Annotated in this window: 22 protein-coding genes and 1 pseudogene; 5 read left to right on the plus strand and 18 right to left on the minus strand. The window is 61.1% G+C overall.

Annotated features, from left to right (window positions below):
* Positions 1-22: 22 nt before the first annotated feature.
* The gene (locus F3Y30_RS22530) at positions 23-454 is read left to right on the plus strand and encodes a nuclear transport factor 2 family protein (RefSeq protein WP_203427394.1); all 432 of its coding nucleotides are present in this window, start codon (positions 23-25) and stop codon (positions 452-454) included.
* Between the two features lie 75 nt (positions 455-529).
* Here the strand turns inward: F3Y30_RS22530 and F3Y30_RS22535 are convergent, their stop codons facing one another.
* The 7 genes from F3Y30_RS22535 to F3Y30_RS22565 form a co-directional block, all read right to left on the minus strand.
* Positions 530-1,429 (minus strand): DMT family transporter, encoded by a 900-nt coding sequence (locus F3Y30_RS22535; protein ID WP_203427395.1) that lies wholly within the window; start codon positions 1,427-1,429, stop codon positions 530-532.
* Positions 1,430-1,587: 158 nt separating this feature from the next.
* Positions 1,588-3,021: an aldehyde dehydrogenase family protein gene (locus tag F3Y30_RS22540; protein ID WP_203427396.1), complete on the minus strand. Its 1,434-nt coding sequence runs from the start codon at positions 3,019-3,021 to the stop codon at positions 1,588-1,590.
* A gap of 14 nt (positions 3,022-3,035) precedes the next feature.
* Positions 3,036-3,770: an MBL fold metallo-hydrolase gene (locus F3Y30_RS22545; protein WP_203427397.1), complete on the minus strand. Its 735-nt coding sequence runs from the start codon at positions 3,768-3,770 to the stop codon at positions 3,036-3,038.
* A 150-nt stretch (positions 3,771-3,920) separates the two neighbouring features.
* A complete protein-coding gene (locus tag F3Y30_RS26790; RefSeq protein WP_203427398.1) occupies positions 3,921-5,003 on the minus strand; it encodes an ABC transporter ATP-binding protein in 1,083 nt (360 codons plus the stop codon).
* Positions 5,000-5,788 (minus strand): ABC transporter permease, encoded by a 789-nt coding sequence (locus F3Y30_RS22555; protein ID WP_203427399.1) that lies wholly within the window; start codon positions 5,786-5,788, stop codon positions 5,000-5,002. The genes F3Y30_RS26790 and F3Y30_RS22555 overlap by 4 nt, the downstream gene beginning before the upstream one ends.
* 2 nt (positions 5,789-5,790) lie before the next feature.
* The gene (locus tag F3Y30_RS22560; protein ID WP_203427400.1) at positions 5,791-6,663 is read right to left on the minus strand and encodes an ABC transporter permease; all 873 of its coding nucleotides are present in this window, start codon (positions 6,661-6,663) and stop codon (positions 5,791-5,793) included.
* Between the two features lie 196 nt (positions 6,664-6,859).
* Complete coding sequence (locus F3Y30_RS22565) at positions 6,860-7,942, minus strand: spermidine/putrescine ABC transporter substrate-binding protein (RefSeq protein ID WP_203427401.1); 1,083 nt, start codon at positions 7,940-7,942, stop codon at positions 6,860-6,862.
* 141 nt (positions 7,943-8,083) lie between these two features.
* On the opposite strand from F3Y30_RS22565, the gene F3Y30_RS22570 reads away from it, so the two are divergent.
* Together F3Y30_RS22570 and F3Y30_RS22575 are read left to right on the plus strand one after the other, a co-directional pair.
* Positions 8,084-8,710 (plus strand): TetR/AcrR family transcriptional regulator, encoded by a 627-nt coding sequence (locus tag F3Y30_RS22570; protein WP_203427402.1) that lies wholly within the window; start codon positions 8,084-8,086, stop codon positions 8,708-8,710.
* A 23-nt stretch (positions 8,711-8,733) separates the two neighbouring features.
* On the plus strand, positions 8,734-9,126 hold the full coding sequence (locus F3Y30_RS22575; protein WP_203427403.1) for a nuclear transport factor 2 family protein: 393 nt from the start codon (positions 8,734-8,736) through the stop codon (positions 9,124-9,126).
* 184 nt (positions 9,127-9,310) lie between these two features.
* Here F3Y30_RS22575 and F3Y30_RS22580 read toward each other — a convergent pair whose 3' ends face one another.
* The 5 genes from F3Y30_RS22580 to F3Y30_RS22600 form a co-directional block, all read right to left on the minus strand.
* On the minus strand, positions 9,311-10,081 hold the full coding sequence (locus F3Y30_RS22580) for a CHAP domain-containing protein (RefSeq protein WP_203427404.1): 771 nt from the start codon (positions 10,079-10,081) through the stop codon (positions 9,311-9,313).
* A gap of 392 nt (positions 10,082-10,473) precedes the next feature.
* The gene (gene cueR / locus F3Y30_RS22585; RefSeq protein ID WP_203427405.1) at positions 10,474-10,884 is read right to left on the minus strand and encodes a Cu(I)-responsive transcriptional regulator; all 411 of its coding nucleotides are present in this window, start codon (positions 10,882-10,884) and stop codon (positions 10,474-10,476) included.
* Position 10,885: 1 nt separating this feature from the next.
* A complete protein-coding gene (locus tag F3Y30_RS22590; RefSeq protein ID WP_203427406.1) occupies positions 10,886-13,459 on the minus strand; it encodes a heavy metal translocating P-type ATPase in 2,574 nt (857 codons plus the stop codon).
* A 101-nt stretch (positions 13,460-13,560) separates the two neighbouring features.
* Positions 13,561-15,417 carry an adenylate/guanylate cyclase domain-containing protein gene (locus F3Y30_RS22595; RefSeq protein WP_203427407.1) on the minus strand — a complete coding sequence of 619 codons (1,857 nt, stop codon included), beginning with the start codon at positions 15,415-15,417 and terminating at the stop codon, positions 13,561-13,563.
* Between the two features lie 150 nt (positions 15,418-15,567).
* The gene (locus F3Y30_RS22600) at positions 15,568-17,652 is read right to left on the minus strand and encodes a heavy metal translocating P-type ATPase (protein WP_246753080.1); all 2,085 of its coding nucleotides are present in this window, start codon (positions 17,650-17,652) and stop codon (positions 15,568-15,570) included.
* 15 nt (positions 17,653-17,667) lie between these two features.
* On the opposite strand from F3Y30_RS22600, the gene F3Y30_RS26520 reads away from it, so the two are divergent.
* Complete coding sequence (locus F3Y30_RS26520) at positions 17,668-17,859, plus strand: hypothetical protein (RefSeq protein ID WP_246753095.1); 192 nt, start codon at positions 17,668-17,670, stop codon at positions 17,857-17,859.
* 51 nt (positions 17,860-17,910) lie between these two features.
* Positions 17,911-18,348: a helix-turn-helix domain-containing protein gene (locus F3Y30_RS22605; RefSeq protein WP_203427409.1), complete on the plus strand. Its 438-nt coding sequence runs from the start codon at positions 17,911-17,913 to the stop codon at positions 18,346-18,348.
* Positions 18,349-18,389: 41 nt separating this feature from the next.
* Here the strand turns inward: F3Y30_RS22605 and F3Y30_RS22610 are convergent, their stop codons facing one another.
* The 6 genes and pseudogenes from F3Y30_RS22610 to gcvA all read right to left on the minus strand — a co-directional run bounded on the left by F3Y30_RS22610 (position 18,390) and on the right by gcvA (position 24,870).
* Positions 18,390-18,617, minus strand: coding sequence for a heavy-metal-associated domain-containing protein (locus F3Y30_RS22610; RefSeq protein WP_203427410.1), 228 nt, complete (start codon positions 18,615-18,617; stop codon positions 18,390-18,392).
* Positions 18,618-18,714: 97 nt separating this feature from the next.
* Positions 18,715-19,344 carry a TetR/AcrR family transcriptional regulator gene (locus tag F3Y30_RS22615; protein ID WP_203427411.1) on the minus strand — a complete coding sequence of 210 codons (630 nt, stop codon included), beginning with the start codon at positions 19,342-19,344 and terminating at the stop codon, positions 18,715-18,717.
* Between the two features lie 296 nt (positions 19,345-19,640).
* Positions 19,641-20,804 carry a plasmid replication protein RepC gene (gene repC, locus F3Y30_RS22620; RefSeq protein ID WP_246753081.1) on the minus strand — a complete coding sequence of 388 codons (1,164 nt, stop codon included), beginning with the start codon at positions 20,802-20,804 and terminating at the stop codon, positions 19,641-19,643.
* Positions 20,805-21,086: 282 nt separating this feature from the next.
* Positions 21,087-22,337 carry a plasmid partitioning protein RepA gene (gene repA, locus F3Y30_RS22625; protein WP_203427413.1) on the minus strand — a complete coding sequence of 417 codons (1,251 nt, stop codon included), beginning with the start codon at positions 22,335-22,337 and terminating at the stop codon, positions 21,087-21,089.
* Positions 22,338-22,657: 320 nt separating this feature from the next.
* Positions 22,658-23,826 (minus strand): annotated as a pseudogene (locus tag F3Y30_RS22630) (aminotransferase).
* Positions 23,827-23,853: 27 nt separating this feature from the next.
* Positions 23,854-24,870, minus strand: coding sequence for a transcriptional regulator GcvA (gcvA, locus tag F3Y30_RS22635; protein WP_203427415.1), 1,017 nt, complete (start codon positions 24,868-24,870; stop codon positions 23,854-23,856).
* Positions 24,871-24,995 lie beyond the last annotated feature (125 nt).

Consider the following 24,995-nt stretch of genomic DNA (forward strand, 5'->3'; position numbering starts at 1 on the left):
GGAGATCATGAGGGAGGAAGTCATGACCGACAGAACCAAGCTCGAGAGCGTCGTGCGCACCGTCTACAGGGCCCGTGACGAGAACGATGTCGAAACCATCGTGGCGAATTGGGGTCCCGATGGCACTTTCCGCATCGTAGGAAACGAGGGCATGGGGCCGATAACCAAGCCTGTGCGAGGGGTGGAGGCTGTGCGAGCGACCCTTCAGGAATTGCTGAACGACTGGGATCTCGCGGACGCCCGCATCGTCAGCCTGCATGTAGACGAAAACACGGTATACGTGCATCGTGCGGGAAGGGTGCGCTTCATCCCTTCGGACACTTGGATCAATACGGACATGATGGACAAGTTCACCTTCGAAGGGGACAAGATCGTCGATTTCCTTGAGTTTGCCGATACGATGCTCATTGCGGAAACCGCCGGCCTGCTCACCTCGGCGGCCCAGAGGCAATAGCGAGTTCGCTGCCCCGGGGACCTCGATCTTTTTTGCTGTAACGGGCGCCGTCCCGCGGCGCGCCGCGCCGGGCGCTCAACCCCGACGCGCGGTCAAAATGCCGGCAAGGACGATGATCCCGCCGATGCCTTGCATGATGCCGATCGGTTCGTTGAGCACGACCCAGGCAAGCAGGGAGGCTATGACCGGCTGGAGCAGCAGGGTGAGCGACGAGAAGGCAGCGGGGAGGTAGGCGAGCGCATAGGTAATCAGCACCTGTCCGCTCGCATGGCTCGCGAAGGCAAGCCCGAAGACCACACTCCAACCATAGGCGCTGGACGGCAACAGGACTGGCTCGAAGATAAGCGCCATCGGCAGCAGGCAAAGGGCGGCCGCGATCGATCCCCAGATCATGATCTGCAGCGTATTGTAGCGGTTGCGCAAGCGCCCGACCGACAGAATGTAGCCGGCGTAGAGCATCGCAGCAAAGATGGCCACCGCATCTCCGAACAGGTTGCCGCCACCGATTGCCGCAGGACCGCCCTTCAGCACGACGATGCCGACCGCGGCAATGGCCAGTCCCGCAAGGAACGTGCGCGTGATCGGGAAGTTGAAAAGCATGCGCCCGAAGATCGTCACGAAGACAGGGGCCAGATTGGCGAGCAAAGTGGAGTTGGCAACCGAAGTGATATGCAGCGACAGATGCCATGTCGCGAGGTTGAGTGCGAGCATGATGCCCGGCACTGCCAATATGGCACAGTCGGCCAGGCTCTGCGGTTGGATGGGGTTCCCCGATTTCCCGCGCCTGAATCCCGCAAACAACAGCAGCGGCAACAGTGCCAGAGAGACTCGCCAGAAAGCGGTCGCGATCGGTCCGACCTCCGACAGTCGGACGAAGATGGGGGACCCGCTGATCGCAACGCCACCCAGCAGGATGGCGGCAAGCGCAAGCCGGTTCTCCGGCTGAGACTGGGCAATTGCGGGGGATTGTGTCACGGAAGGTTTGTCTCGCGGTTTGTCCACGTCGCAGGGAGCGAAGGCAGTACACCGCGACTTAGCAGATCGGCGTCATCCGAAACAGGGGATGGCGGCATAGTTTCGACGCTGAGACGGGAAATGTGGGAGAAGCCGGCGTCCGGCTCCTCCCGTTGAGATCAGGCGGCGTCGGGGCGATGCACGGTCTTCACTTCAAGGAAATCCTCGAGACCGAAAACTCCACCCTCGCGTCCGTTTCCGGATTGCTTGTAGCCGCCGAAGGGGCTGCCGTAGCGGTGCGGACCGCCGTTGATGTGCACCATTCCCGCACGAAGCCTGGAGGCAACGCGCTCCGCACGATCCGGATTGCCGGTCTGGAGATACGCGGCAAGGCCGTAATTCGTGTCGTTGGCGATCGCGATCGCCTCCTCCTCGGTGTCGAAGGGAATGATCGACAGCACCGGCCCGAACACTTCCTCACGCGCAATGCGCATCTCGTTGTTTACATCCGCAAAGATGGTCGGCCTGACGAAATAGCCGGTCTCGAATCCCTCCGGCTTTCCGGGACCTCCGACGAGCACGCGCGCGCCTTCGGCCACACCGGCCTCGATCAGCGCCTGGACCCGGCCGAACTGGATATGCGAGACGAGCGGGCCGATGTGGCTGCCCTCCACTTCCGGATTGCCGACCTTTGCCTCTTTGCCGGTCTTCTCGGCAATCGCGACGACCTTGTCGTAGACCGAACGCTGCACGAGCATGCGGGTCGGCGCATCGCAGGACTGGCCGGAATTGTTGAAGCACTCGATGACGCTACCGGCAACGCGGTCGTCCAGGTCGGCATCCTCGAAGACGATGTTCGGCGATTTCCCGCCGAGTTCCAGCGTGACGCGCTTGACCGTGTCGGCTGCATCCTTGCTGACGGCAATGCCGGCACGGGTGGAGCCCGTGAACGACATCATGTCGACGTCCTTGTGCTTCGAAAGCGCCGCGCCGCATTCCACTCCGTCGCCATTGACCAGGTTGAAGACGCCGGCGGGGAAACCTGCCTCCTCCACCATCTCGGCATAGAGCAGCGCGTTGAGCGGGGTAAACTCTGACGGCTTCAGCACGCAGGTGCAGCCCGTTGCGAGGGCCGGCACGACCTTGAGCGCGATCTGGTTGATCGGCCAGTTCCACGGCGTGATAAGGCCGCAGACGCCGATCGGCTCGCGACGCACGACATCGCCGTTCGAGAGCACTTCACGGCTCTTCAGGCGCTTCAATCCATCTATGAAGCCCTGCAAATGGCCGACGCCGACATCAGCCTGCTGTTCGGTGCTCATGGTGATCGGTGCGCCGAGTTCGAGCGTGATCGTGCGCGCCATCTCGTCGTAGCGGCGCTTGTAGATCGCGAGGAGCTTCTCGAGCAGGGCGATGCGCTCTTCCGTGCTCGTCTGGCTGTAGGTTGCAAACGCCTTCTTTGCCGCGGCAACGGCCCGATCGATGTCGGCCGCCGTGCCCATGGAGATGACTGCGATCGGCTTTTCCGTCGCGGGATTGATCACCTCGAGATCGTTTGCCTTCAGCGGCGCTACCCATTCACCGTTGATATAGAATTTGCGCTTGTCGAGCATGCACTGTTCTCCTGTCATATGTTCTTATGTTTGTCGTCCAGCCATTTCAGAATGAGTTGGCGGTAACGGTCACCGTCGAAGCTCGGGAAGTGGCCCCCATGCACCACACGGACGGGCAAGGTGAGCAGGCGTTCCATCGAGGCAGTGTAATCGGCGGCGTTGGAATGGTAGGTGTCTTCGATGAGGTGTCCGTCGTAGAGTATGTCGCCCGAGAAGAGAATTTGGGTCACCTTCTCGTAGAGCGCAATACCACCAGGGGAGTGTCCCGGCGTGTGGATCACTTCGAATGACCGGTCACCGAGATCGATCAGATCGCCGTCGGAGAGAATCCGTGTCGCCGGGGCCTTCCTTACCCCATAGCATTTGGAGCAGTAGGGTTCGGGCGGCAGCGCATCGAAGATCTCGTCGGTGACATAGGGATCGGCAAGCGTGTTCGAGCGCGTCGGATGGGCAAGAATATCGGCTTCCGCGGAATGAACCGCGCGGCACTCGAACTCGTGATGGCACCCGATGTGGTCGAAGTGCGTGTGGCTTGCCACAGCGATCAGATCGCGTTCGCTCACCAGCGGAACCCACTCGCGCAGGGAGACGACACCCATGCCGCTGTCGACCAGCATGTCGCGATCGCGCCCGCGCACGTGCCAGATGTTGCAGCGGTAGAACTCCTGGATGTAGGGCTCGCAAATATAGGTCACATCGTCTTGCAGGCGGCGGACGCTGTACCAGTTCTCCGGTCGAATGCGCTGCATGGGTCAGGAGCCGGGCACGGTTCGCGGTCCGGCGTTCGGTTGCCCGCCGGCGCAGACGATCGCTTCTCGCCGCATCGGCGGACGACGCAGACAGGGAGGGCAGAAAATCAGTTCAGACGATCGAGATACCATTATCCCACCCTGACCCCTTCACGCTGAAAGTGCAATCAGGTCCTTCGCGTTCACGCTAAGATCGATCATCTGCCCGTGCTCGATCTTGGCCGTTTGCGGCAGATGCGCGGTCAATTGCGTCGCGGCTCCGGAATCTGCCGCGAGGTGGCAGCGATGGTGGGTGCCGAAGAACGCGCTGCCCGTGATCCGGGCCTTGCCGAGCGATATGGTTGTCGCGTTCTCGGCGGTCGCGCGAAAATGCTCCGGCCGGATGCAGAGCGTCACGGCAGCCCCTGACGAAGGGGCGCCCGCAACGAAGGCCGAAGCCGGCAGCACGATGCGCCCGAGTGCCGTTTCCACCATGGCTTCTTCGCCCGACGCTCCGGAGACAGTCGCCGGAAGAAAATTCACCTCTCCCATGAAGCCCGCCGAAAATCGCGAGCGTGGACGCATATAGATCGCCGACGGCGCCCCGACATCCTCGATCCGACCCTGGTTCATGACGACGATGCGATCAGCGATCGCCATTGCTTCTTCCTGGTCGTGGGTCACGTGGACGAAAGTGGTACCGACCCGCTTCTGGATGGCCTTCAGTTCATCCTGCATCTGGCGGCGAAGCTTGAGGTCGAGCGCACCCAGCGGCTCGTCGAGCAGCAGCACGTCCGGATCGACGGCAAGCGCGCGGGCAAGGGCCACTCGCTGACGCTGGCCCCCGGAAAGTTCGTGCGGCTTCTTCGCCGCCGATGCCTTGAGGCCGACCAGATCGAGGTAGGAGAGGGCCTTCTCGTCACGCTCTCCCTTCGCCAGCCCGCGCATTCTCAGGCCGAAACCGACATTGTCGCAAAGGCGCATGTGCGGAAACAGCGCATAGTCCTGGAACATGGTCGTGGTCGGGCGCTTGGCGGGCGCAACATGCGTCATGTCGCGCCCGCCTATCGAGATCGTTCCGGAGGTCGGGTCGAGAAATCCTCCGAGGATGGACAATAGCGTGGTCTTGCCGCAGCCGGAGGGGCCGAGCAGCACGATGAACTCGCCCGCGGCAATCTCCAGCGAAACGTTGTCGAGCGCACGGAACTTGCCGAAGATCTTTGTGGCGTTCTTGATGGAGACGTCTGCGGTCATGATGCTTTCCCGGATTTTCTGAAGACGGCGAGCTCGAGCACAAGAAGGAGCGCGACCGAGATGAGGAACACGACGCTGCCAATCGCATTTGTCTTCGGATCGAGACCGGAACGCAGCATGCTCCAGATCTCCACTGGCAGCGTTACATCGAACCGCGACAGCAGGAAGGCCACGATGAACTCGTCCCAGCTGAAGGTCACGGACAGGAAAAAGGCCGCAAGGATCGAAGGCATCAGCATCGGTGCTGTGACAAGCAGCATCACCTTTGCGTCGCTGGCGCCGAGATCGCGTGCCGCCCGCTCGATGTTGACCTGGTGGCCCCCCATCGAGGCGTAGATGATGGCGAAACACAGGGGCAGGTTGATCACCACGTGACCGATGCCGACCGTCAGCAACGACAGCGGCAGGTTCAGTCGGTTGAAAAGCGCGAGAAGTCCAAGCCCGATGATCAACGTACTGACAGTCATGGGGGCTACGATCAGCGCCCTTTGAAGCCCCGATGCGGGAAGCCGGTAGCGTGCGAAGGCATAAGCCGCCAGAAAGCCCAGAAAACAGGCAACGAGGGACGAGAGGATCGCGACGACAAGCGAATGGCCGAGGGCCGACATCAGGCGGCTGTCGGAGAAGATCTCACCGTACCAGCGCAGCGTCAGCCCGTTCAATGGCGGGACCGGCAGTGTTCCATCCTGGAAGGAGAAGAGAACGAGCACCGCAACGGGCAGGAAGATGAAGACATAGATCGCGCCTGCGTAGAGGCAGGCCAGAACGGTTTGCAGGGAGCGCATGATCAGGTCCTCTCCATCTTCAGCCAGCGTGCGCAGGCGAGATAAGCGATGGTGACGACGACCATCAGCACCAGCGAGAGGGCTGCCGCCATCGGGAAGTCCGCGCGCCGGCCGAGTTGCAGCATGATGACCTGCGGCAAGACCAGCTCGTTGTTGCCGCCGAGGATCTGCGGGGTGATGTAGTCGCCGATGCAGAGGACGAAGGTGAGAAACGCCCCGACCATGATGCCGGGCAATGTCAGTGGCAGGATCACGTGCCGGAACGTCTGGAACGCGTTTGCGCCGAGATCCGCCGCCGCACGCCGGTAGTTCGGCGAAAGCTGGATGAGGTTGGCGTAGATCGTCAGCGTCAGCAGCATGACGAAGAAATGCACGAAGCCGATGACCGTCCCTGTCCGGTTGGCCGCCAGTTCAAGCGGCTCGGAGATGATCCCGACGGACAGAAGCGCCTGATTGACGACGCCCCCCTTGGAAAGCACCAGAAGCCAGGAATAGGAGCGCACGACATAGGACGTCCAGAACGGCAGGATCGCCATCACGAGTGCGAAGCGCTGCCAGCGCTTCGGCACCCGCTCCGCGATGATCCAGGCAAGCGGGTAGGCGAGCAGGATCGAGATGATCGTGACCGTCGCCGTAATCTCCAGCGAGACGAAGAGAGCCTTCAGCAGGTGCGGCTTGCCGAAGAAGGCGAGATAGTTGTCGAGGGTCCACGTCGCGACGATCTCCCGTCCCTTGCGGGTCCAGAAGCTGATCGCGATCATGTAGAGGAAGGGAACGAGAAAGAACGCCCCCGTCCACAGCAGCGCGGGTGCCACGAAGGCCCATGCCTTGCGACGATCGACGCTTTCCAGCGATTGTGTGGCTATGGCGGTCATGAACAGGCGTCTCCAATGGCCCCGCATGTGAGAGCAGTGTCCGAAGGTCCGGCAATAGGGAGCAACCCCGCAAACTGCGCCCGACCGCTGGAGGGGAGGGGCAGAGCTTGTGCCGGACCGAAACGGAACCCCGTGTGGCGCGGCGCCACGTTCACTCTCAGGCTAACTTGCGTGCTTCCGCAGAAAGGAAATGTTCCTACTGTTGCAGCACTTCGGTCCAGACGTCCTGCATCGCGGCATCGAAATCGGCATCCGCAACAGGGTAGAGCTGGGTGTTCTTCAGATACTCCGGCTGCTTGTCCCAGCGCAGCGCCGTCTTCTGCTGATCCGTAAGCTGCTCACCCGCCTTGCTGTTTGCGGGCATGCCCCAGTAGCAGGACGAGGTGGCAAGTTTCGCCTGGCCTTCGGGGCTCAGGATATACTGCACAAACTTCAGCGCCAGGTCCTGCTTGGTGGAATCCTTGAAGACGCCGATCGACTGCGCCCAGCGAAGCGCGCCCTGCTTGGGAACGGTCCAGTCGAGGTTCGGCTTTTCGGCCGAAAGGCCTGCCGTCACCCACTCTCCGCCGCCGACCAGGATGTCTACCTCTCCGGTGACGAGTGCCGTCTGCGAGGCGACCACGTCGCTCACCTGGCGCGACATCGTCTTCATCTCGAAGAGCTTTTCCTTGATCGCCGGCAGATCGTCCGGGGTCAGGTCCGCCGTCTTCTTGCCGATGCCAAGGCCCGTCAGGCCGATCATCGGAAGATAGTAGTCATAAAGTGCGATGCGGCCCTTGTACTTGTCCGACCAGAGGACGGAGAAGTCTTCCATGTCGGCTGGATCGACCTTGGTCTTGTCGTAGGAAATCGTGTTGTAGCCGAACTTCTCCGTGACCGCGTAGATCTTGCCGTCCTTCGTGTTGTTCTGCTCCATGCGGACCTCCGGGAAGATGTCCGCGGTCGGCAGTTTGTCCGCCGGAATCTCTGCCATCAGGCCCATGTCGACGGCGCGCGGCACGTCAACTCCGTCGATTACGAAGACATCCCAGTCGCCGGGGCGGGACTGCTCGACGATCGAAAGACCGGCGCCCGTCCCCTCGTATTCCTTGAGGTTAACCTTGACGTTGTTCGCCTTCTCGAAGGGCTCGATCAGCGCGGGATCGGTATGGTCGCACCACACCAGCGCGTTCAGTTCCTCCTGGGCACTGGCCGAAAGCGTCGTCGCCGCAAGGCCGGAGACAACGGCCGCGGTGGCCAGAAGCGAGCGGCGGGCGAGACGTGAAATGGTTTTCGTCATTGTACTATCCCTCTGGTTCGAAGCCCTGCATGCAAGGCTTGCGTGCAAATTGCGACGCTCGTTTCGGCGTCTTGAGAAAAAGATTGAACGAATTCATTTTTTAAGTCAATATCAAACTTGAGGGAATTCAAGGAGCGTCGAATGGCCGGATTGAGGGAAAAGCAGAAGGCGGACAAGAACCGCCGGATTCTGGAAGCCGCCACGACCCTGTTCCGTGAATCCGGCTACGACAACGCCCGCATCGAGGACATCGCCGAGATGGCCGAAGTCTCGGTCGGCACGCTTTATAATTACTACCAGAACAAGGGCGACATCCTTGTCGCCACCGTCTCGATGGAAGTAACCGAGGTGCTCGAGGCCGGCGAACGCGTCATCGCCAATCCTCCCCTCAACGTCGAGGAAGCTCTGCGTACCCTGATCGAGCAGTACTACGACCATTCGCTGTTCTATCTCAGCAAGGAGATGTGGCGGACGGCAATGGCGATTTCGATCCAGCAGCCGGAGACGCCGCTGAGCAGGCGCTATACGGAACTCGACAGTGAACTCTCCGCGCAGATCGTTCGCCTCGTCGCCACGCTGCAAAAGCGCGGCGCAGTCATCGCCTCGATCGAGGCTCAAGCGATCGGCGAAGTTATCTTCAACAATCTCAACATGATGTTCATCGAATTCGCCAAGGTCGAGGCAATGCCGCTCGAGGTCCTGAAGACCCGCGTCGCGGCTCAGCACAGGCCGATTGCCGCGCTGATCAGTAGCGTCAAGGCCGTTTGAAACATCCAACCTACGGTACAATCATGACCGACACACTGAATGCCGTGCTCGCGGCGGCCGACACTCTCGTATCGGCCTTTGCCCGTCACGACCGTGACGCCTACTTCTCCGCTTTTGCGACCGATGCGACGTTTGTGTTCCACAACCTCGACCGCACGCTCGCAAGTCGCGCCGAGTACGAAGCCGAGTGGCGCGTCTGGGAGGAACGAGACGGCTTCCGCGTGCTCGGCTGCCGCTCAAGCGAACGCAGGGTTCAACTTGCCGGCGACGCCGCGATTTTCACGCACGCCGTTGAAACCGAGCTTTCCCTTGGAGGCGAGATGCTCACCAACCGTGAGCGCGAGACCATCGTGTTCTCCCGTGACGAGAAAGGCCTCTGGATGGCCGTTCACGAGCATTTGTCGCCGGCCGGCTGAACCGTGAGACATGCCGGGGCGGACGTCACGACGTCGTATGTTCGCCCGCCCGAACCATGTTTCGCGGCAGAGGCGATGAGCCGGCACGCCCAGTCTCTCCCGCGCCTTGGAGCGGCTCCAAGGAAACACGTGTGAAAACAATGGTGTCACGCCTTGTAAACGAAGTGCTTTGGATTGGCACGCCTCAGGGCGCCGCTCTTCCGAAGCCAAGCAGCTTGTCGATCTTCCCCAGCACATAGGAGTAGGAGCGCACTGTGGAGGGAAACGCTCCTCGGTTCCCCTCGATCGTCGTGACGATCCCATGCTCATATGAATCGACAATCCCGATATGCCCCATCCAGTGGTTTAGCGCGACACGCCACCAGACAATGATGTCTCCGGGGGCCGGCGGGCTTACCAGGCTTCCCTCGTAGTCCCACCCCTTCTGCTTGAACTTCTTGAGCACCGCCCGTGCCCCGGCGTCGGGAGCGAATGGCATGTGTCCGGGGTTCCCATCGTCAAAACAATACGAGACAAACGAGGCGCACCAGCTCGCTCCGGCTGCGGCTCCCGTGACGGCTCGATATCGGTCAATATCGGGTCCCAGATTGTCGCCCGACGTCTCGCCGGAATTGCTCGCCAGCTCCCTCCTCGCCACCTGCAGTGCATTCCAGCCCGTCTGGGACGATGATGCCGGCATTCCGTTCGACGACAGCGGCACATTCGGGACAACGGGGGCTGCAATATGCCCGAGCGCGACGTCGAGCGCATACCGCGTCAGTGGCCCCACCTGCCCGTCGATCACGAGGGGCAGCAGGTTCGGCCCAATGTTCGCGGATTGGAACGCCTTGACGGCCCGCTCCACCCCCGCATTGAAATTGTTGCCAGGTCCACTATCCGGTGAAAATCCCACCGCGATGAGGTCGTTGACCAGACCGCCGACCGCCGCACCGATCATTCCCCGCTTCAGCAGCATGCCAACCTCCTCCCACATCGTGACCTGGCTTGCCGGGGGCGCCGGCAAGCATTCCGTCTCGAGACAACCCACACTGAAGCCATGAGAAGGCCGCGACCGACCTACCTCCGGCAACAACTCCGTTGGTGAACTTGCAAACAGGTAGAGAAAGCGTCAGGGCAAAACGCCCCATTCGCTATTTATCGGCGTAACGGCTGACTTTGTCAATCATTGATTGCTTATGCATTTTATGCAACTTACAGGTGTCACAATCTCGCAGCATCTCTGGAAGAAATGCCTCCCCAGACGGACTTTCTGGAAGGGCGCAAAACTCCGCACGGACCAATCGTCTGGGATTCGGCCAAACTAAGACTCACAATGACGTCCGCCACCCATGAAACAGTAAGAAAACGCTAGCAGCATCGGCCTTCCTTGCCGCCGGACGCCAGTCCCTCGAGAATAGGACAGTCCGGCCGGTCGTCGCCGTGGCAGTTGGCCGCGAGGTGGTTGAGCGTCATCACCATATCTTCAAGCTGCAGCATCTTGGCCTGAAGCTCGCCGATATGCTCTTGCGCAATCCGCTTGACGTCGGCTGAAACGCGACTGCGGTCCTGCCAAAGAGCCAGAAGGTCACGGATCTGGGCAATGGAGAAGCCGAGATCCCGCGAGCGGCGAATGAACGTCAGCGTGTTCACGTCGTTCGGCCCATAGGTCCGGTAGCCGGAGCCGGTGCGGCCCGCCGACCTGATCAGTCCGATCGCTTCATAGTGGCGGATCATCTTGGCCGTCACGCCCGACGCCGCAGCCGCTTCACCGATATTCATCTCACGCACTCCCTTCCATGGCAGAGGCCTTCTTTCCGACCGTCCCAGCCGCGGGACGAGCGGATGTTCCGCTCTCGGGGCTACCGCTTGCCAACGCGCCGCTTCCGGCTGAGTGAAATCGCCTCAGCCGAAGCGCGTTCGTCACGACGAATACGCTGGAAAGCGCCATTGCCCCTGCCGCAAGGGCGGGCGAGAGAAGAATTCCCCATGCCGGATAGAGCACTCCCGCCGCCACCGGGATCAGGAGCACATTGTAGCCAAAAGCCCAGAAGAGATTCTGATGGATGTTGCGCATCGTCGCCCGCGACAATGCAATGCCCGTCGCAACACCGCGCATGTCGCCCGACATCAGTACCACGTCCGCGCTCTCGATCGCAACGTCGGTTCCAGTCCCGATTGCGATGCCGGTATCCGCGGCCGCCAGGGCAGGGGCGTCATTGATCCCGTCGCCTACGAACGCAACCTTGCGGCCATCGCGTGACAGTGACGTAACGGCCTCCACCTTGCCTGCCGGAAGCACTTCGGCAATCACCTTGTCGATCCCGAGCGATCTGCCGACAGCTTCCGCCGTTCGCCGATTGTCGCCCGTAATCATGACGACCTCTACGCCGAGTGCCTTCAATTCGGAGACCGCCTCTTTTGACGTCGGCTTTACAGGGTCGGTAACAGCAAAAAGCGCGGCGAGCTTACCGTCGATGGCCGCATAAAGCGGCGATGCCCCCTCACTGGCGAGCCGTTCGGCGTCTGCCGCAAAAATCGACACGTCGAGACCATGCCCCGCCATGAAGCCGGACGAACCCACCTCGACCACGCGGGCGGAGACCCGCGCGGAAATTCCCTGGCCCGAAACAGCCTCGAATTTCTCTGCGATGGGAATGTCGATCCCAAACTCCCTCGTCGCCTCGCAAATAGCAGTCGCTATAGGATGCTCGGATCTGACTTCTGCCGCTGCGACCAAGGCCAGAACCTCATCTCTCTCAAAACCGTCCGCGCAGACGGTTTCAGTGAGTGTGGGACGTCCAGCCGTCAGCGTCCCGGTCTTGTCCACTGCGACGATCCCGGTCGCGCCAAGAGTCTGGAGCGCTGTTCCCTGACGGAACAACACGCCCAGCTCGGCAGCCCGGCCGGTCCCGGTTATGATCGCCGCGGGCGTAGCAAGGCCCATCGCGCAGGGGCAGGCGATGATGAGAACGGCGACCGCATTGACGAGGGCGTGCGCCAGCACCGGACTGGGTCCGAAGGCCAGCCAGATTGCAAAGGTCGCCAAAGCGACACCAATGATGGCCGGAACGAACCACTGCGTGACCCGGTCGACAAGCGCCTGAATCGGCAGCTTCGTCGCCTGCGCATCCTCCACCATGCGAATGATCTGGGACAAGACCGTATCGGCCCCAACGCGGGTGGTTCGAAACGAGAAGGAACCGGTAGTGTTCAGCGTTCCACCGGTGACGGTGTCGCCGGCAACCCGCTCCACCGGCATCGGCTCACCGGTGATCATGGATTCGTCGACGAACGAACTGCCCTCCGTCACTTCGCCATCGACGGGAACCTTCTCGCCCGGGCGAACGAGCACGATATCTCCGGGAACGACCGTTTCCAGGGCTACATCAACCGGGCCGTCATTACGCAGCACGCGGGCAGTCTTTGCCCGAAGCCCCGCGAGATGGCGGATCGCCGCGCCGGTCCTTCCTTTGGCGCGCGCCTCGAGGTAGCGCCCCACAAGAACAAGCGTCACGATCACCGCGGCGGCCTCGAAGTAAACGTTTGCTGTCCCTCCCGGCAGGAGCGACGGCAAAAAGGTTGCGACGGTCGAGAAACTCCAGGCGGCCGACGTTCCGATGACCACGAGCGCATTCATGTCAGGCGCACCGCGCAGCAGGCTCGGCACACCCTTGCGGAAGAATCGCTGACCCGGCCCGGCAAGCACCAGTGTGGCGAGCACGAACTGGACGAACCGGCTCGCCTCAACGCCGATCGTCCCGTGAATGAAATGCCCGAAGGGCGGGAACGCGTGCGCGCCCATCTCCATCACGAAAAGCGGAGCGGTCAGAAGAGCCGCGATGATCATCGACGTCTTCAACGACGAGAGCTCGGAAGCCTTCCGGGCCTCCTCGGTAGGGGCCTGGGCCTTCTCAGTCTCGCGGATCGCCGTGTATCCGATGCCTGCAAGTGCAGCGGCAAAGTCGCTGAAACCGGCGGTTCCGGCAATGAACCGCACGCGCGCGCGTTCCTGAGCAAGGTTTGCCGTCGCGTCGAGCACGCCCGGAACCGCCTTCAGCGCCTTTTCGACGCGCGCGATACACGAGGCGCAGCTCATTCCCTCGACCGGGAATTCAAGCGTGGCCTCGGCAATCCCGTAGCCCGCCTTGCGCACGGCCTGGGCAACGGCGCCGACGTCGGGAACTCCGGCAAAGGTTACATCCGCCCGTTCGGTGGCGAGATTGACCGACGCACCGGAGACACCCGACACCTTTCCAATGGCTGTCTCCACACGCCGCACGCACGAGGCGCAGGTCATGTCGGATATCGGGAGTGATATGGTTTGCCGGCGTTCCGGCTCGCTGACGGTAAGCATTGCACGCTCTTTCCTTAATAAGGCTTAGATCGTGCACCTTCCCATCGTGTCAAGGTCAAGGGATTTTTTTCGACTGCGACATGTCGATGCTTCTAATGCGGCTACCTGTCGTCGACCGTATCGACCAGCCTGCGGAAGCGCGGTGTATCGTGAATGGCAGACAGATCCGGGTCGTTCTTGAACCACGCCCGATGATAGGCGGAACTGCGCGGCACGAGGTCTTCGAGAAGGCTTAGTGCGTCCTCGAGATCACCGAGTACGGCGTAAACGCAGGCAATATTGTACTGGGCGACGACGTCCTCGGGGTCTATCGCGAGCGCTCGCTCCGCCCAGTCGCGCGCACGGTCCCCATCGCCGAGATGCGCAAGGGCCAAGGCCCCACGGTGCGCCGGCCCGGAATTTTCAGGATTGAGGTTCAGCGCCTGCTCCGCGCGGGCAATCCCGAGCCGCGCCCACCGCTCGATCGAGGACTCGTCGCCAAGAGACCGATAGGCGCTCATCAGATGGATCGGCGAGACATAGTCGTCCGAGCGAATTTGGGCGGCGCGTTCGAAGAACGTGATGGCCGCATTGAACTCGCCGCGCGTGAAGAAGAACCGTCCGTAGTGGAAATTGGCCTCGTAGAGATTCCGGTCAAGTTCCAGAGCCCGTTCGAAGGCGGCCCTGGCCTCTTCGTCATGCCCGCTCTGGTGGAGGGCGATACCGCGAGACGTATGCGCCTCCGCGAGATCCGGATCGAGCGAGAGCGCCTTGAGACTCATCTCGAGAATCCGCCCGAGGGGGATTTCCGCAGCATCCCAATCCCTGATCGCGGCATCGCAATCGGCAATGCCCGCATAGGCCCTAGCATAACCCGGATCAAGTTCCACCGCCTTGACGAACATCCGACGTGCCAGCAACAGGTAGGACTTCGTCCACGCATGTGAAAGCTGCCGGCCGCGCAGATAGTAGGTGTAGGCCTCGGCATTGCCCGTCTGGGCATGCTGAAGCGCCTTTTCCTCCTCGGGCAGCAGCTTCACCTTCAGCTGCGTGACGATGGAGTGCGTAATTTCGTCCTGAATGGCGAAGATATCCGTGAGGTCGCGGTCGAACCGGTCGACCCACATATGGTCGCCGTTCATCGCATCTATGAGTTGAGCGGAAATGCGAACCCGCATTCCTGCCATCCGCACGCTTCCCTGCAGAACGTAGCGAACACCGAGTTCCTCGGCGACCTCCTTCACGTTGACCGAACTTCCCTTGTAGAGGAAGACCGTATTGCGGGGGACAACCTGAAGGCCGGACACTTTCGACAGGTCGGTAATGATGTCCTCGGTGATGCCGTCGGAGAAATATTCATCGTTCGCATCGCTGCTCATGTTCGTGAACGGCAAGGCGGCGATGAAGCGTTTCCGCGTTTCCGCAGATCGGCCCGGCGCATGTGCGCTCCGGGTCGTTCCCGGAGGATCGAGAACCACCGCGTACACCTTCACCGTCTGCCTGATATTCTTGAGCGAGTGCTCGCCTCTCTCCTCGAAGGTAAGGTTCAGCCGCGAGCCGACATGGTCACGCACCGACGCCGATATTGCTACTCCGCCCGGATCGGATATGGCTTCGAGCCGCGCGGCGACATTCACGCCGTCGCCGAAGATGTTGCCATCCTCGACGAGGACGTCCCCGAGATTGACGCCCATGCGAAATTCCAACCGATGCTCCGGCGGAACGTCCTCGTTACGTGCAATCATGCTGCGCTGAATATCGGAGGCACAAGCCACTGCCTTAACGACACTGGCAAACTCGACGAGCATTCCGTCGCCGGCGGCGTTCACGATGCGGCCGCCATACTCTGCAACCTTCACGTCAAACAACTCCGAGCGATGGCGGCTCAGAGCGGCAAGCGTTCCAGTTTCATCGATGCCCATGAGCCGGCTGAAGCCGACGACGTCGGCGGCAAGAATGGCAGCAAGCCGTCGCTCCAAATACCCCTCCGATCGCAGGAGTTTCAAATGACTTTTACTGTACATGTTAGCAGAAGTCCTGTCCTGAAGATCTCGCGCGAGGATTGGCGGTGGCCACAGCAAAAGGCGCCCGCAAGGGCGCCTGCATGTATGACGGATAGTCGGCCCGAACTATTCCCTTCCGCCCCGAGAAAGCAGCAATCGCATTGCATTCATCGTCACCAGCACGGTCGCGCCCGTGTCGGCAAACACCGCGATCCAGAGACCGGTCATGCCGAGTATCGTCGTGACCAGGAACACCGCCTTGAGGCCGAGTGCGATTGCGATGTTCTGGCGGATGTTTGCCATCGTCGCCCGGCCGAGCGCGATCACCCTTGCGACATCGCCGACGCGATTGCCCATCAGTGCAACGCCGGCCGTCTCGCGCGCCAGCCCCGTGCCGGACCCCATTGCCACACCCGTGCCCGAAGCCGCGAGCGCCGCCGCATCATTGATGCCGTCTCCGACCATGACGGTGTTGCGCCCCTTCGAGACCGAACGAAGTGCCTCCACCTTTTCCGCAGGCAGCATCCCGCCGCGGACATCGTCAATCCCGATCGCGCGTCCGATGGCCGCCGCCGTCACCGGATTGTCGCCGCTCAGCATCATCGTCTCGATGCCCAACGCCCGAAGCGCCGCGACGCCCGATACCGCGTCGGCCCGGGGCTCGTCGCGCAATGCGATCGCCCCGATACCGCGGCCGTCCTCGACAACGACTGCAACCGTCGCTCCCGCCTGTTCGAACGTCTCGATCCGGCGGGCGAGGGAATCGCCGATCGTCCCCATCTCTGCGGCAAAGCGCGGCGCGCCGATGAAGACATCCCTTCCTCCGGTCCGGCCGGACACACCCCGCCCGGCGATCGCCTTCACATCCGTGGCAGCTGCCGGTGAGATCGACCGCGCCTCGGCTTCCGCAAGAACGGCCTCCGCAAGCGGATGGCTGGAGCCCACTTCGATTGCGGCGGCGATCGAAAGCAGCTGGCGCTCGTCTCCGTCCAAGGCGAAGACATCCGTTACCGCAGGTGCGCCCTTGGTAAGCGTACCCGTCTTGTCGAAGGCAACAACGTTCGCCTTCGCCAGGGTCTCGAGAACGACACCCCCCTTGACCAGAATGCCGGCACGGGCAGCGGAAGAAAGTGCGGACGCGATCGCCGCCGGAACCGAAATCACCAGCGCACAGGGGCAACCGATCAGCAGAAGTGCAAGCGCCCGATAGATCCAGCTCTGCCACTCACCTCCCATCATCAGCGGAGGAACGAGTGCAACGAGGGCGGCGATCGCCACGATCAGCGGGGTATAGATTCGCGAGAATGAATCGATAAACCGTTCTGCTGGAGCCTTCGCGTCCTGCGCTTCCTCCACGAGAGCGACGATGCGGGCAATCGTATTGTCCGATGCGGTCCGATCGGCCCGAATTCTGAGAGCGGCATCCATGTTCACGGAGCCTGCGAAGACCTGCTCGCCCGGCCCGCGCGACACAGGCATGCTTTCTCCCGTTAGGGCCGCCTCGTCCAGATAAGACCGACCGTCCACAACCTCTCCGTCGACCGCGACGCGATCGCCGGGTCGCGACAGTACGATCTGACCTGGCTTGATATCTGCGGCGCGCACCTCGCGGATCTCGCCGTCCACCTCTATGAATGCCCTGTCCGGAACAAGCGATGCGAGTGCCTCGATGCCGGCGCGCGCGCGACCGGCGGCATAGCCTTCCAGGACTTCGCCGGTTGCGAAGAGGAAAACGACCACGCTTGCCTCGGCGGGTTCGCCGATGATCACAGCGCCGACCACCGCGATCGTCATCAGCATCTCGATGGTGAAAGGCGCTCCGAGCATCGCGGCATTCACCGCGCGGCGGGCAATCGGAACGCTCAGCAGCAAGGCCGCTGCAATGAAAAACCAATGACCGAATTCTGGCGAAACGTGGGAAACCGCAAAGGCCAATGCGGTCGCGAGCCCACCGATGATGGCGTGGATGCCTTTCGCGGTCCGCCACCATGGCGCGCGTGCCGCATGCTTGGTCTCCGTCGACCCGTCTTCCAACAGTTCCACCTGATAACCAAGCCTGCTAACGGCATCGCCTACCTTCGACAGCGGTGTGCGCGCCTCGTCGACTTCGAGGAACATCATTTCGCGCGGAAGCGAAACACGGACGTCGGAGACTCCCGGCATACCGCCGACCGCAGTCCTGATTGTCGCCGCGCAACTCGCGCAATCCATCCCGATTACCCGGAATTGGCGATACCCCTTCAGGTCAACCGCCGCTTCGCTCTCCACCGCAGTCGGTTCCTCAGGACCATGATCATGGTGATGCCCGTGGTCATGGTCATGGTCACAGCAATGATCGTGCTGATGACCAGAGCCGGCGTGTCGGTCCACTCCCGCGATACCGGCTTCATCCCGTTCGTGCATTGCAAATCTCCTTGATTTGCCTCACCGTAATTCCTCTAGTAACTAGAGGTTCAAGAGAAAATTCCAATGGAAACCACATTTTCGATCGGCAAACTCGCGGCCGACAGCGGCTGCAAGATCGAAACGATCCGCTACTACGAGTCGATCGGGCTGCTTGCAGAGCCAGAGAGAAATGCCGGCAATCAGCGTCGCTACACCGCGGGCCACTATGACAGGCTGGTCTTCATCTTGCACGCCCGCGACCTCGGATTGTCCATCGAGTCGATCCGGCAGCTGATCGAACTCTCACGACACCCAGAAGCGCCCTGCCAGGATGCCGACGCTATTGCCGAGCGTCAGTTGGAAGACGTCCGCAAGCGCATTGCCCGATTGAAGTTGCTGGAGGCGGAACTCGAGAAAACGCTTGAGAGCTGCAGCCATGGGACAATTTCGCAATGCAGCGTCATCGAGGCGCTGGCCCGTTGCGGCGCCTGCGAACGCGAACACCGTCGTTCTCGAAACTGAATTGAAAGTGTCACAGCGTCTCCGCCGGAGGGCGGTCCGTTTCAGCGGACCAGCACGGGAGTATAGCCCTCGGCCGCGATGATCTCCGCAATCTTGTCCGCGTTGTCGGCGCCAGAAACGGTGACGCGATGTGTCTGCGTTTCCGCATCTACCCTTGTATTCGGAAGCGCCGTCTCGATCGCAGTGGTTATCGCACGTACACAATGACCACAGGTCATATCCGATACGGTGAATTCGATCGACGGAACAGTGTCAGGGCTGAGGGTCATGGGCAGGTCTCTTGTCTAACTGGCGATGACCCTGAACCCTTCCCACGTTGGAAGGTCAAGCCCCTTTTCGCTTCGAGGTCTCGGAAAAGGCCGCACCTTACGCGAAGCGCTGCAGTTCACCGTGAATGATGTCCTTGAAATCCAGAAGCATCATCTCGGCTTCCGCCGGGGGCAAGGTGATCGCCAGCCGCACCATGCTGCCAGCAAGATGAAAGAGGAGAAAGACGAGACGCCTGAAACGTTCCTGCTCATCGCTGCCGATTATGTGAATGGCGAGATCAGAGAACATTTCAGCCTGTTGCCTGGACTCCGCGATGTCCAGATCCTGCAGCGCCTTGTCCGCCTGTATGGCATTCAGAAGATCCTGGATCGCCGGGTCGCCGGCTACCCGGAAATAGTAGCCGTCCAGAATGGCATCGGCGGCGTTTCGGATATCCGAAAGAACCAGCACGTTCGCAAGCGTTTCCATGATCACAGCCCGGGTCTCGGCCGAATACTGCTGAAACAGCATCGAGATGATCGCCGACTTGTTCGGGAAATACTGGTAGACCGATGCGATGGGACCGCCGGTCAGTGCGGCGACTTCGCGCATCGTCAAACCATCGATGCCCTTCTCGCCTATCAGCTGCTTGGCGACCTTCAGGATTTCTTCGACGCGTTCGCGGCTGCGCTCCTGTTTCGGGTGCCGGCGCAGACATTGAGCATAGGTTTCGACTTCACCAGACATTCCCGAACCACCTCTCACCTAACACCTGGGGTTTGCCCGTCAGCGATACCATACGCAGGCAGCGCAGAGCTGGATCAACGGCAAGATGCATTTCGAAGTTCGAATACATGATCACATACCACGACATGACACGTGATCACGTTTTTGTGACGGCCAGGCGCTTACAGCCACTAGCCAATTGGATGAATGCCTATGCATGAGCTCATTCGAATGCATTATCGGACATGACTCAGCAAAGTCCAGTTCCTAGACCTATCCCACGCCGACACCGGCAATCCATCGCCGACCGCCATGGTTCATTCCAGCGCCTTGATCATCGGGAGAACAGAGAACTTCCCTTCCTCGGCACGTCGGGTGAGTTCCCTCAGATAACCCCCAGGCGAACGGATATGTTCTGCACGCTGGAGCATGGCCGCGATAACAACCGCGGCGGCACTTTCGCCCATCGCGGCGCGGGCCTTATCATAGGCATCCGAAGAAATACCGAGCATCGATCGAACGAGACCGGCGACCTTGATCATGTCGGCCCAGGTGGAGATGCCGTCTTTCGCGTAATCGCCAACCTCAGGGCAGGCGGCCAGCACCCGTTTGAGATCGATAGGGGCTGCCTTTCGCTCCAGCGGACGTGGCTTGGTCTCGGGATCGCCCGGATTGACTCTTTCTTGGCCGTTTAATTCAATTGGTAGGTCTGTTTTTGAATTCTGAATATGGTGATCGAAATGCGCGTCATTGGCGCTCATTTCTTGTTCAGGGATCGAGTTCAGGTATTCCCTTTCCACCAAGCGACGAAGATCTGCCAGTCCTTCCTTACGTTTCTGAAGGTCTTCGATCGAAGTCGTGCGCCCGACTCTCCCCGAAAGGTCGGTAAGCCGCTGGGCAAGTTCCAGCCAGTCACCCGAACGCGCTTCCTCAAGCGCTGCCTCGATGATCTTCGAGATATCGCGCAGATAGATTGTGATCTCTCCGCGCAAGGCCTGTTGCTTGCGGGCCAGGATACGCGCCCGCTCGGCGCTCTCGTGGATCGTCCCCGCCATCAGCGCGAGCGGTGCCAGATCGAACCCGAAGGCTTCCTCCATCTGCCCCTCCTCATTGCGTCGGCAGTATCGTTTCCCGTTGGGACTGTCGCGACGCATCAGGAAACCCGCGTCCTGCAGGGCAGCGATATGGCGCCTGAGCGTCGCCGGCGCCATCCCTCGCGACCGGACAGCGAGCTCCGCGTTGGACGGGAAGACGATGATCGGCTCCTTCCCATCGAGAACCTTTGACGGGTGGAAGCTCAAGAGTGCCTCCAGCACCGTTATCGTCCGGTCAGAAAGACCGAACGACACCCTTGCTTCCGTCAGTGCACGGATCAACTGCCACTTGTCGGCAGTGCCTGTCTCGTTACCGCCGTCGGCATCGCGAAGGCGCTCTTGCGCTTTAGCAACCCGTTCCTGCAGCGCGAAATGGCGCACAGTCATCCTGCCGCCGCCAAATGGCGTCGTCGCAACTCTCTCAATCATTGGTCATCCCCTCATGGAGGCAAGAGGCCGACCTTGACGTCTCAAAAGGACAGCAAGCATCGTTTCGCCACGGGAAAACCGAGGCAAACGCTTGACTTTGGCTGTCGGAAGTGATTCTCTCTAATTGCTACATTGAAGAGGGCTTCCGGAATGGCGACGTTTTGGAGGCCTTTTTTCTTGCTTCAATCCTTTCCTGTTCAGTCACGGTAGCCAGCCGCAATCGAGCGGCCGAATTCTCATTCAGGGCGCAGTCCGCCCCCAGGCGGAGAGCATCAGAGCTTCAATCTCCGCGTTGACGGCATTCATGCTTTCCATCGCCCGGTCATAGGTCGAGCGGGTGAAGTTCTCTCTTCCGACTTCATAGAGCGTCTCCTTCGTCAGTCCCGCATCCGAAACAGCCGTGGACTTGACCATGGGCGCTGTCAGGACTCGCTCGCCGAAAAGCGACCGCATGAAACCGACGATCTGGGCCTGCGGGCCATCGTTCGGTTCAAAGCGGGTCACGAGATAGCGCAGAAAGTCGAAGTTCAGCCGCCCGCCGGCCTCCCGCACAACGGAAAGCAGGTCCGATGTCATGAACAGGAACTGGTTCATGGACGCGATGTCCAGCATCTGCGGATGAACGGTCACGATCACCGACGTCGACGCGCAAAGAGCCGAAAGCGTCAGGTAGCCGAGCTGCGGCGGGCAATCGAGAACCACCACGTCATAGTCCGCCTCCACCGAGCGCAAGGCGGCGTGCACCCGGGCGAAGAACAGCGGCTGACCGGCCGCACTACCCTGCCGATTGGCGAGCGCGCGCGGCGTCACATGCTCGAATTCCTGCAGCTCCAGATTCCCCGGTACCAGATCCAGGCCATCAAAGTAGGTCTTGCGAATGATCTTGCTGAGGGGCCGCGCCTCGTCGTCGTAGCGGATCGCACCGAAAATCGTGTCGTTGCCTTCGAGATCAAGCTCGGGCTGGTAGCCGAAAAGGGCGGAAAGCGAGGCCTGCGGATCGAGATCCACGGCCAGCACGCGATACCCCGCGAGAGCAAGGTATTGAGCGAGGTGGGCTGCCGACGTCGTCTTGCCCGAGCCCCCCTTGAAGTTGGTCACACCGATTACCTGAAGGTGCTCGCCACGGCCCGGATCGCGCCATTTCCGATAAGTCGAAGCCTTTGCCGTGTTGCTTTTGGCAAGCGCCTGGTCAGCGAGATAGGCGCGCAAGGCATTGATATCGGCCAATGAATAGTAGCGGCGCCCGCCCGCTCCGGTTTCCGGCTGCGGGCCCTCGCCGGCGAGCGAGAGCTGCCTGAGGTAGCCATCCGAAACACCGATCAGTCGTGCCGCCTCTCCGGATGAAAACGAACGGAGCGTCTTGCGGGTGGCAGGCATGAAGAAACGCTCCCGCATGCCCTTGAGCTGAAGCGACAGCAATTGCGCATCCGCCGCGATTGCTTCGTCGGCCGGTACGATCTCTCGGTCTGTCATGTCGGGGGCCAGGGCCATCCGTTGTATCCTTCAGGGCATTCTGTGCTTGCCTTGGACTCTCAAACCGTCGACCATGGGCTCGGCCGGCGCCATGGCAGTCACGCTCCGGCAAACAATCTACGCGAAAACGATTTTCTAACAGGCAAACCTGCCAGTTACGGAAGACGGCAGAAAATACAAAATTTCCGTTACAGGACCCTGAGACGATTCCCGATTCCCGTCAAGATATATTTGGTTAACGGCGCTCTAACGGAAAGGTGGCGCATCCAGGACGCGCCACCAGCCAAAAAGACAATATCAATCAATGCCGCGCGGGCACATTGCCCTGACCGCCGCTGTCAGAACCCGAACAACCGCAACCGGTCGCCCAGCAGGGAGATGGTCGGCACGTCCGCATTGGCGAAGGCGAACCGCAGGTATCTGTCCTGGCCTTCACCAAAATAGTCACCGGGCAGGCATACAATGCCCACGGACTTCGCAAGCCGTTCGGCGACGTCTGCCGAGCCACGCCCCGCCGCGGGATGTCTTACGAACGCAAAGTAGGCTCCCAGCGCATCGACCTTCCAATCAGGCAGCAGTTGCATGGTTTCCCTCAATGCCTGCGCACGCCTGACGATTTCCTGCCGATTACCTTCGCGCCAGGCAGCAAGCTTCGGCAGCGCCTCGGCAACGGCGACCTGGGCCGCCCGAGGCGCACAGATCTGCAGGTTGTCCATGATCTTAGCTACCTGTTCGACCACCGCGGCACCGGCCGTGATCGCTCCGAGCCGATGCCCGGGGATGCAGAAGGATTTCGAGAAGCTGTAGAGACCGATGACCGTGTCCTGCCAGCCCTCGCGGGAAAAAAGTTCGTGTGGGCGAACGCCAGCCTCCGGCAGGAAGTCGCGATACGTCTCGTCCAGGATGAGCCATATGCCTCGTGCCTTGCAGAGATCGAATATCTCGTTGAGCAGGGAGGAAGGATAGACCGAGCCCGTCGGATTGTTGGGAGACACCAGCGCCAGTGCCCGCACGCCAGGAACAATCGCTTCGGCGATAGCTGCCGGATCGGGCAGGAAGCCAAGAGCCGGATCGCACGCCACGAAACGGGTCTTCACACCCATCATCGCGAGCGTCGTTTCCTGGTTGAAATAGTAGGGATTGGTCATCAAGACGGTGTCGCCCGGGCCTGCCACGGCCATCGCCGCACAGATAAAGGCCTGATTGCAGCCGGAGGTGATGTGGATGTTGCCCTGTTCCATGCTTGCCTCGTAGACCTGCGAGACATGAAGGGCGTAGGCGCTCCTGAGGACCGCCTCTCCTTCAATCGCGCCATATCCCGTCAAGGCGGTCGACGCGGCGTATTGCCCGAGCAGCGCCAGCATTTCCGGATGAGCCGGGTAGCCCGGGACGGCCTGAGACAGGTCGATCAGCGGACCGTGCCGGCCATCATAGGACTTCGCCCATGCCAGGACGGAGGGCACGGGCGGGGGGCGAGCGTTTCGACGAGCGGATTGAAGTGGGCCATTGAAGTTTCTCTTTAACTCTGTCCGGCTCACAGCCGGGACTTGCGTTTCTGGACGGAATTGGTGCGCCGTTGAGCCGGCGCCGAGACCGGTTTGTAATCTTCCGCACTACGGCCCCGAGTCCGGATCAGCGTTCTTGCGGAGGTCTGCGGTTCTGGCAGGGCATCGCCCTCGAGCGAGGCGAAAAGCCAATCTATGAACACCTTGGCAATGGGGGCGGCACGCACCTCATGCCGACAAGCGACATAGAAAGCATCGTTGGCCGGCACACTGAGATCGAAGGGAACGACCAATTCGCCCTTGGCGATCAGACTGCTGGCGGTAATGGTATCGCCGAGCGCCACACCCTGGCCATGGAGTGCCGCCTCGGTGGAGAGCCGTGCATCGCTCATCGAATGCTGTTGCCCGCGCGCAAGATCGACGGCATCCGCGGCCGAAAGCCAGGTGTGCCACTCCCGTCCGTCATCACCATGCAGGATAACATGGTCGGAAAGGTCGCGCACCGAGCGCAACGGGCGGCTGTTGAGCAGGGTAGGGCTGGCGATCGGGAACAGACGCAGGTGGCTCCACAGCCGTGTCCAGCAGTCCGGCCAGTTTCCGTCGCCGTAAAGGATACAGACGTCGACGTCGGGCGCATGGACATCAGCCGGGTCGTTCGCTGCAACGAGGTTCAGCCGGATACCGGGATATTGCTCCGTAAAGCGGTTGAGGCGGGGAATGATCCAGAAGGACAGAAGCGCCGGGACGCAGGTGATCTTGAGTTCACCGCTCGTAGTCGGGCGCTTCATCTGCGCGGTGGCCGCGGCGATGCCGCCAAAGGCCTGCGTAACCGCCGGCAGCAAGAGGGCCCCCTCCGAAGTCAGCTTGAGCCGCTTTCCCCCGCGCTCGAACAGAGGAGTGTTGAGCGACTCCTCCAGTGCGCGGATCTGGTGACTGATCGCACCGTGCGTGACATTCAGCTCCCGCGCCGCGGCGGACACGGACCCTCGACGGGCCGTCGCCTCGAAGGCTCTCAGGGGATTGAGCGGTGGAAGACGCGACATCATCACGATCCGGGCAAGTGTAGTTGGTGAATTTTTCTCACACGAATGACTATAACATTGTCAATTGATTTTCTATTCGATTTACGACGATAATGGCCAAAACAAGTGCAATAAGCCGGGGAACCTAA

Origin of the sequence: Sinorhizobium sp. BG8, assembly GCF_016864555.1 — a bacterium.
Taxonomy (GTDB): domain Bacteria; phylum Pseudomonadota; class Alphaproteobacteria; order Rhizobiales; family Rhizobiaceae; genus BG8.

Coding starts and splice junctions, on each gene's coding strand:
- F3Y30_RS22530 (WP_203427394.1), top strand. CDS start 23: ATGACCGACAGAACCAAGCTCGAGAGCGTCGTGCGCACCGTCTACAGG.
- F3Y30_RS22540 (WP_203427396.1), bottom strand. CDS start 3,021: ATGCTCGACAAGCGCAAATTCTATATCAACGGTGAATGGGTAGCGCCG.
- F3Y30_RS22545 (WP_203427397.1), bottom strand. CDS start 3,770: ATGCAGCGCATTCGACCGGAGAACTGGTACAGCGTCCGCCGCCTGCAA.
- F3Y30_RS26790 (WP_203427398.1), bottom strand. CDS start 5,003: ATGACCGCAGACGTCTCCATCAAGAACGCCACAAAGATCTTCGGCAAG.
- F3Y30_RS22555 (WP_203427399.1), bottom strand. CDS start 5,788: ATGCGCTCCCTGCAAACCGTTCTGGCCTGCCTCTACGCAGGCGCGATC.
- F3Y30_RS22560 (WP_203427400.1), bottom strand. CDS start 6,663: ATGACCGCCATAGCCACACAATCGCTGGAAAGCGTCGATCGTCGCAAG.
- F3Y30_RS22565 (WP_203427401.1), bottom strand. CDS start 7,942: ATGACGAAAACCATTTCACGTCTCGCCCGCCGCTCGCTTCTGGCCACC.
- F3Y30_RS22570 (WP_203427402.1), top strand. CDS start 8,084: ATGGCCGGATTGAGGGAAAAGCAGAAGGCGGACAAGAACCGCCGGATT.
- F3Y30_RS22575 (WP_203427403.1), top strand. CDS start 8,734: ATGACCGACACACTGAATGCCGTGCTCGCGGCGGCCGACACTCTCGTA.
- F3Y30_RS22580 (WP_203427404.1), bottom strand. CDS start 10,081: ATGCTGCTGAAGCGGGGAATGATCGGTGCGGCGGTCGGCGGTCTGGTC.
- cueR (WP_203427405.1), bottom strand. CDS start 10,884: ATGAATATCGGTGAAGCGGCTGCGGCGTCGGGCGTGACGGCCAAGATG.
- F3Y30_RS22590 (WP_203427406.1), bottom strand. CDS start 13,459: ATGCTTACCGTCAGCGAGCCGGAACGCCGGCAAACCATATCACTCCCG.
- F3Y30_RS22600 (WP_246753080.1), bottom strand. CDS start 17,652: ATGGATTGCGCGAGTTGCGCGGCGACAATCAGGACTGCGGTCGGCGGT.
- F3Y30_RS22605 (WP_203427409.1), top strand. CDS start 17,911: ATGGAAACCACATTTTCGATCGGCAAACTCGCGGCCGACAGCGGCTGC.
- F3Y30_RS22610 (WP_203427410.1), bottom strand. CDS start 18,617: ATGACCCTCAGCCCTGACACTGTTCCGTCGATCGAATTCACCGTATCG.
- F3Y30_RS22615 (WP_203427411.1), bottom strand. CDS start 19,344: ATGTCTGGTGAAGTCGAAACCTATGCTCAATGTCTGCGCCGGCACCCG.
- repC (WP_246753081.1), bottom strand. CDS start 20,804: ATGACTGTGCGCCATTTCGCGCTGCAGGAACGGGTTGCTAAAGCGCAA.
- repA (WP_203427413.1), bottom strand. CDS start 22,337: ATGGCCCTGGCCCCCGACATGACAGACCGAGAGATCGTACCGGCCGAC.
- gcvA (WP_203427415.1), bottom strand. CDS start 24,870: ATGATGTCGCGTCTTCCACCGCTCAATCCCCTGAGAGCCTTCGAGGCG.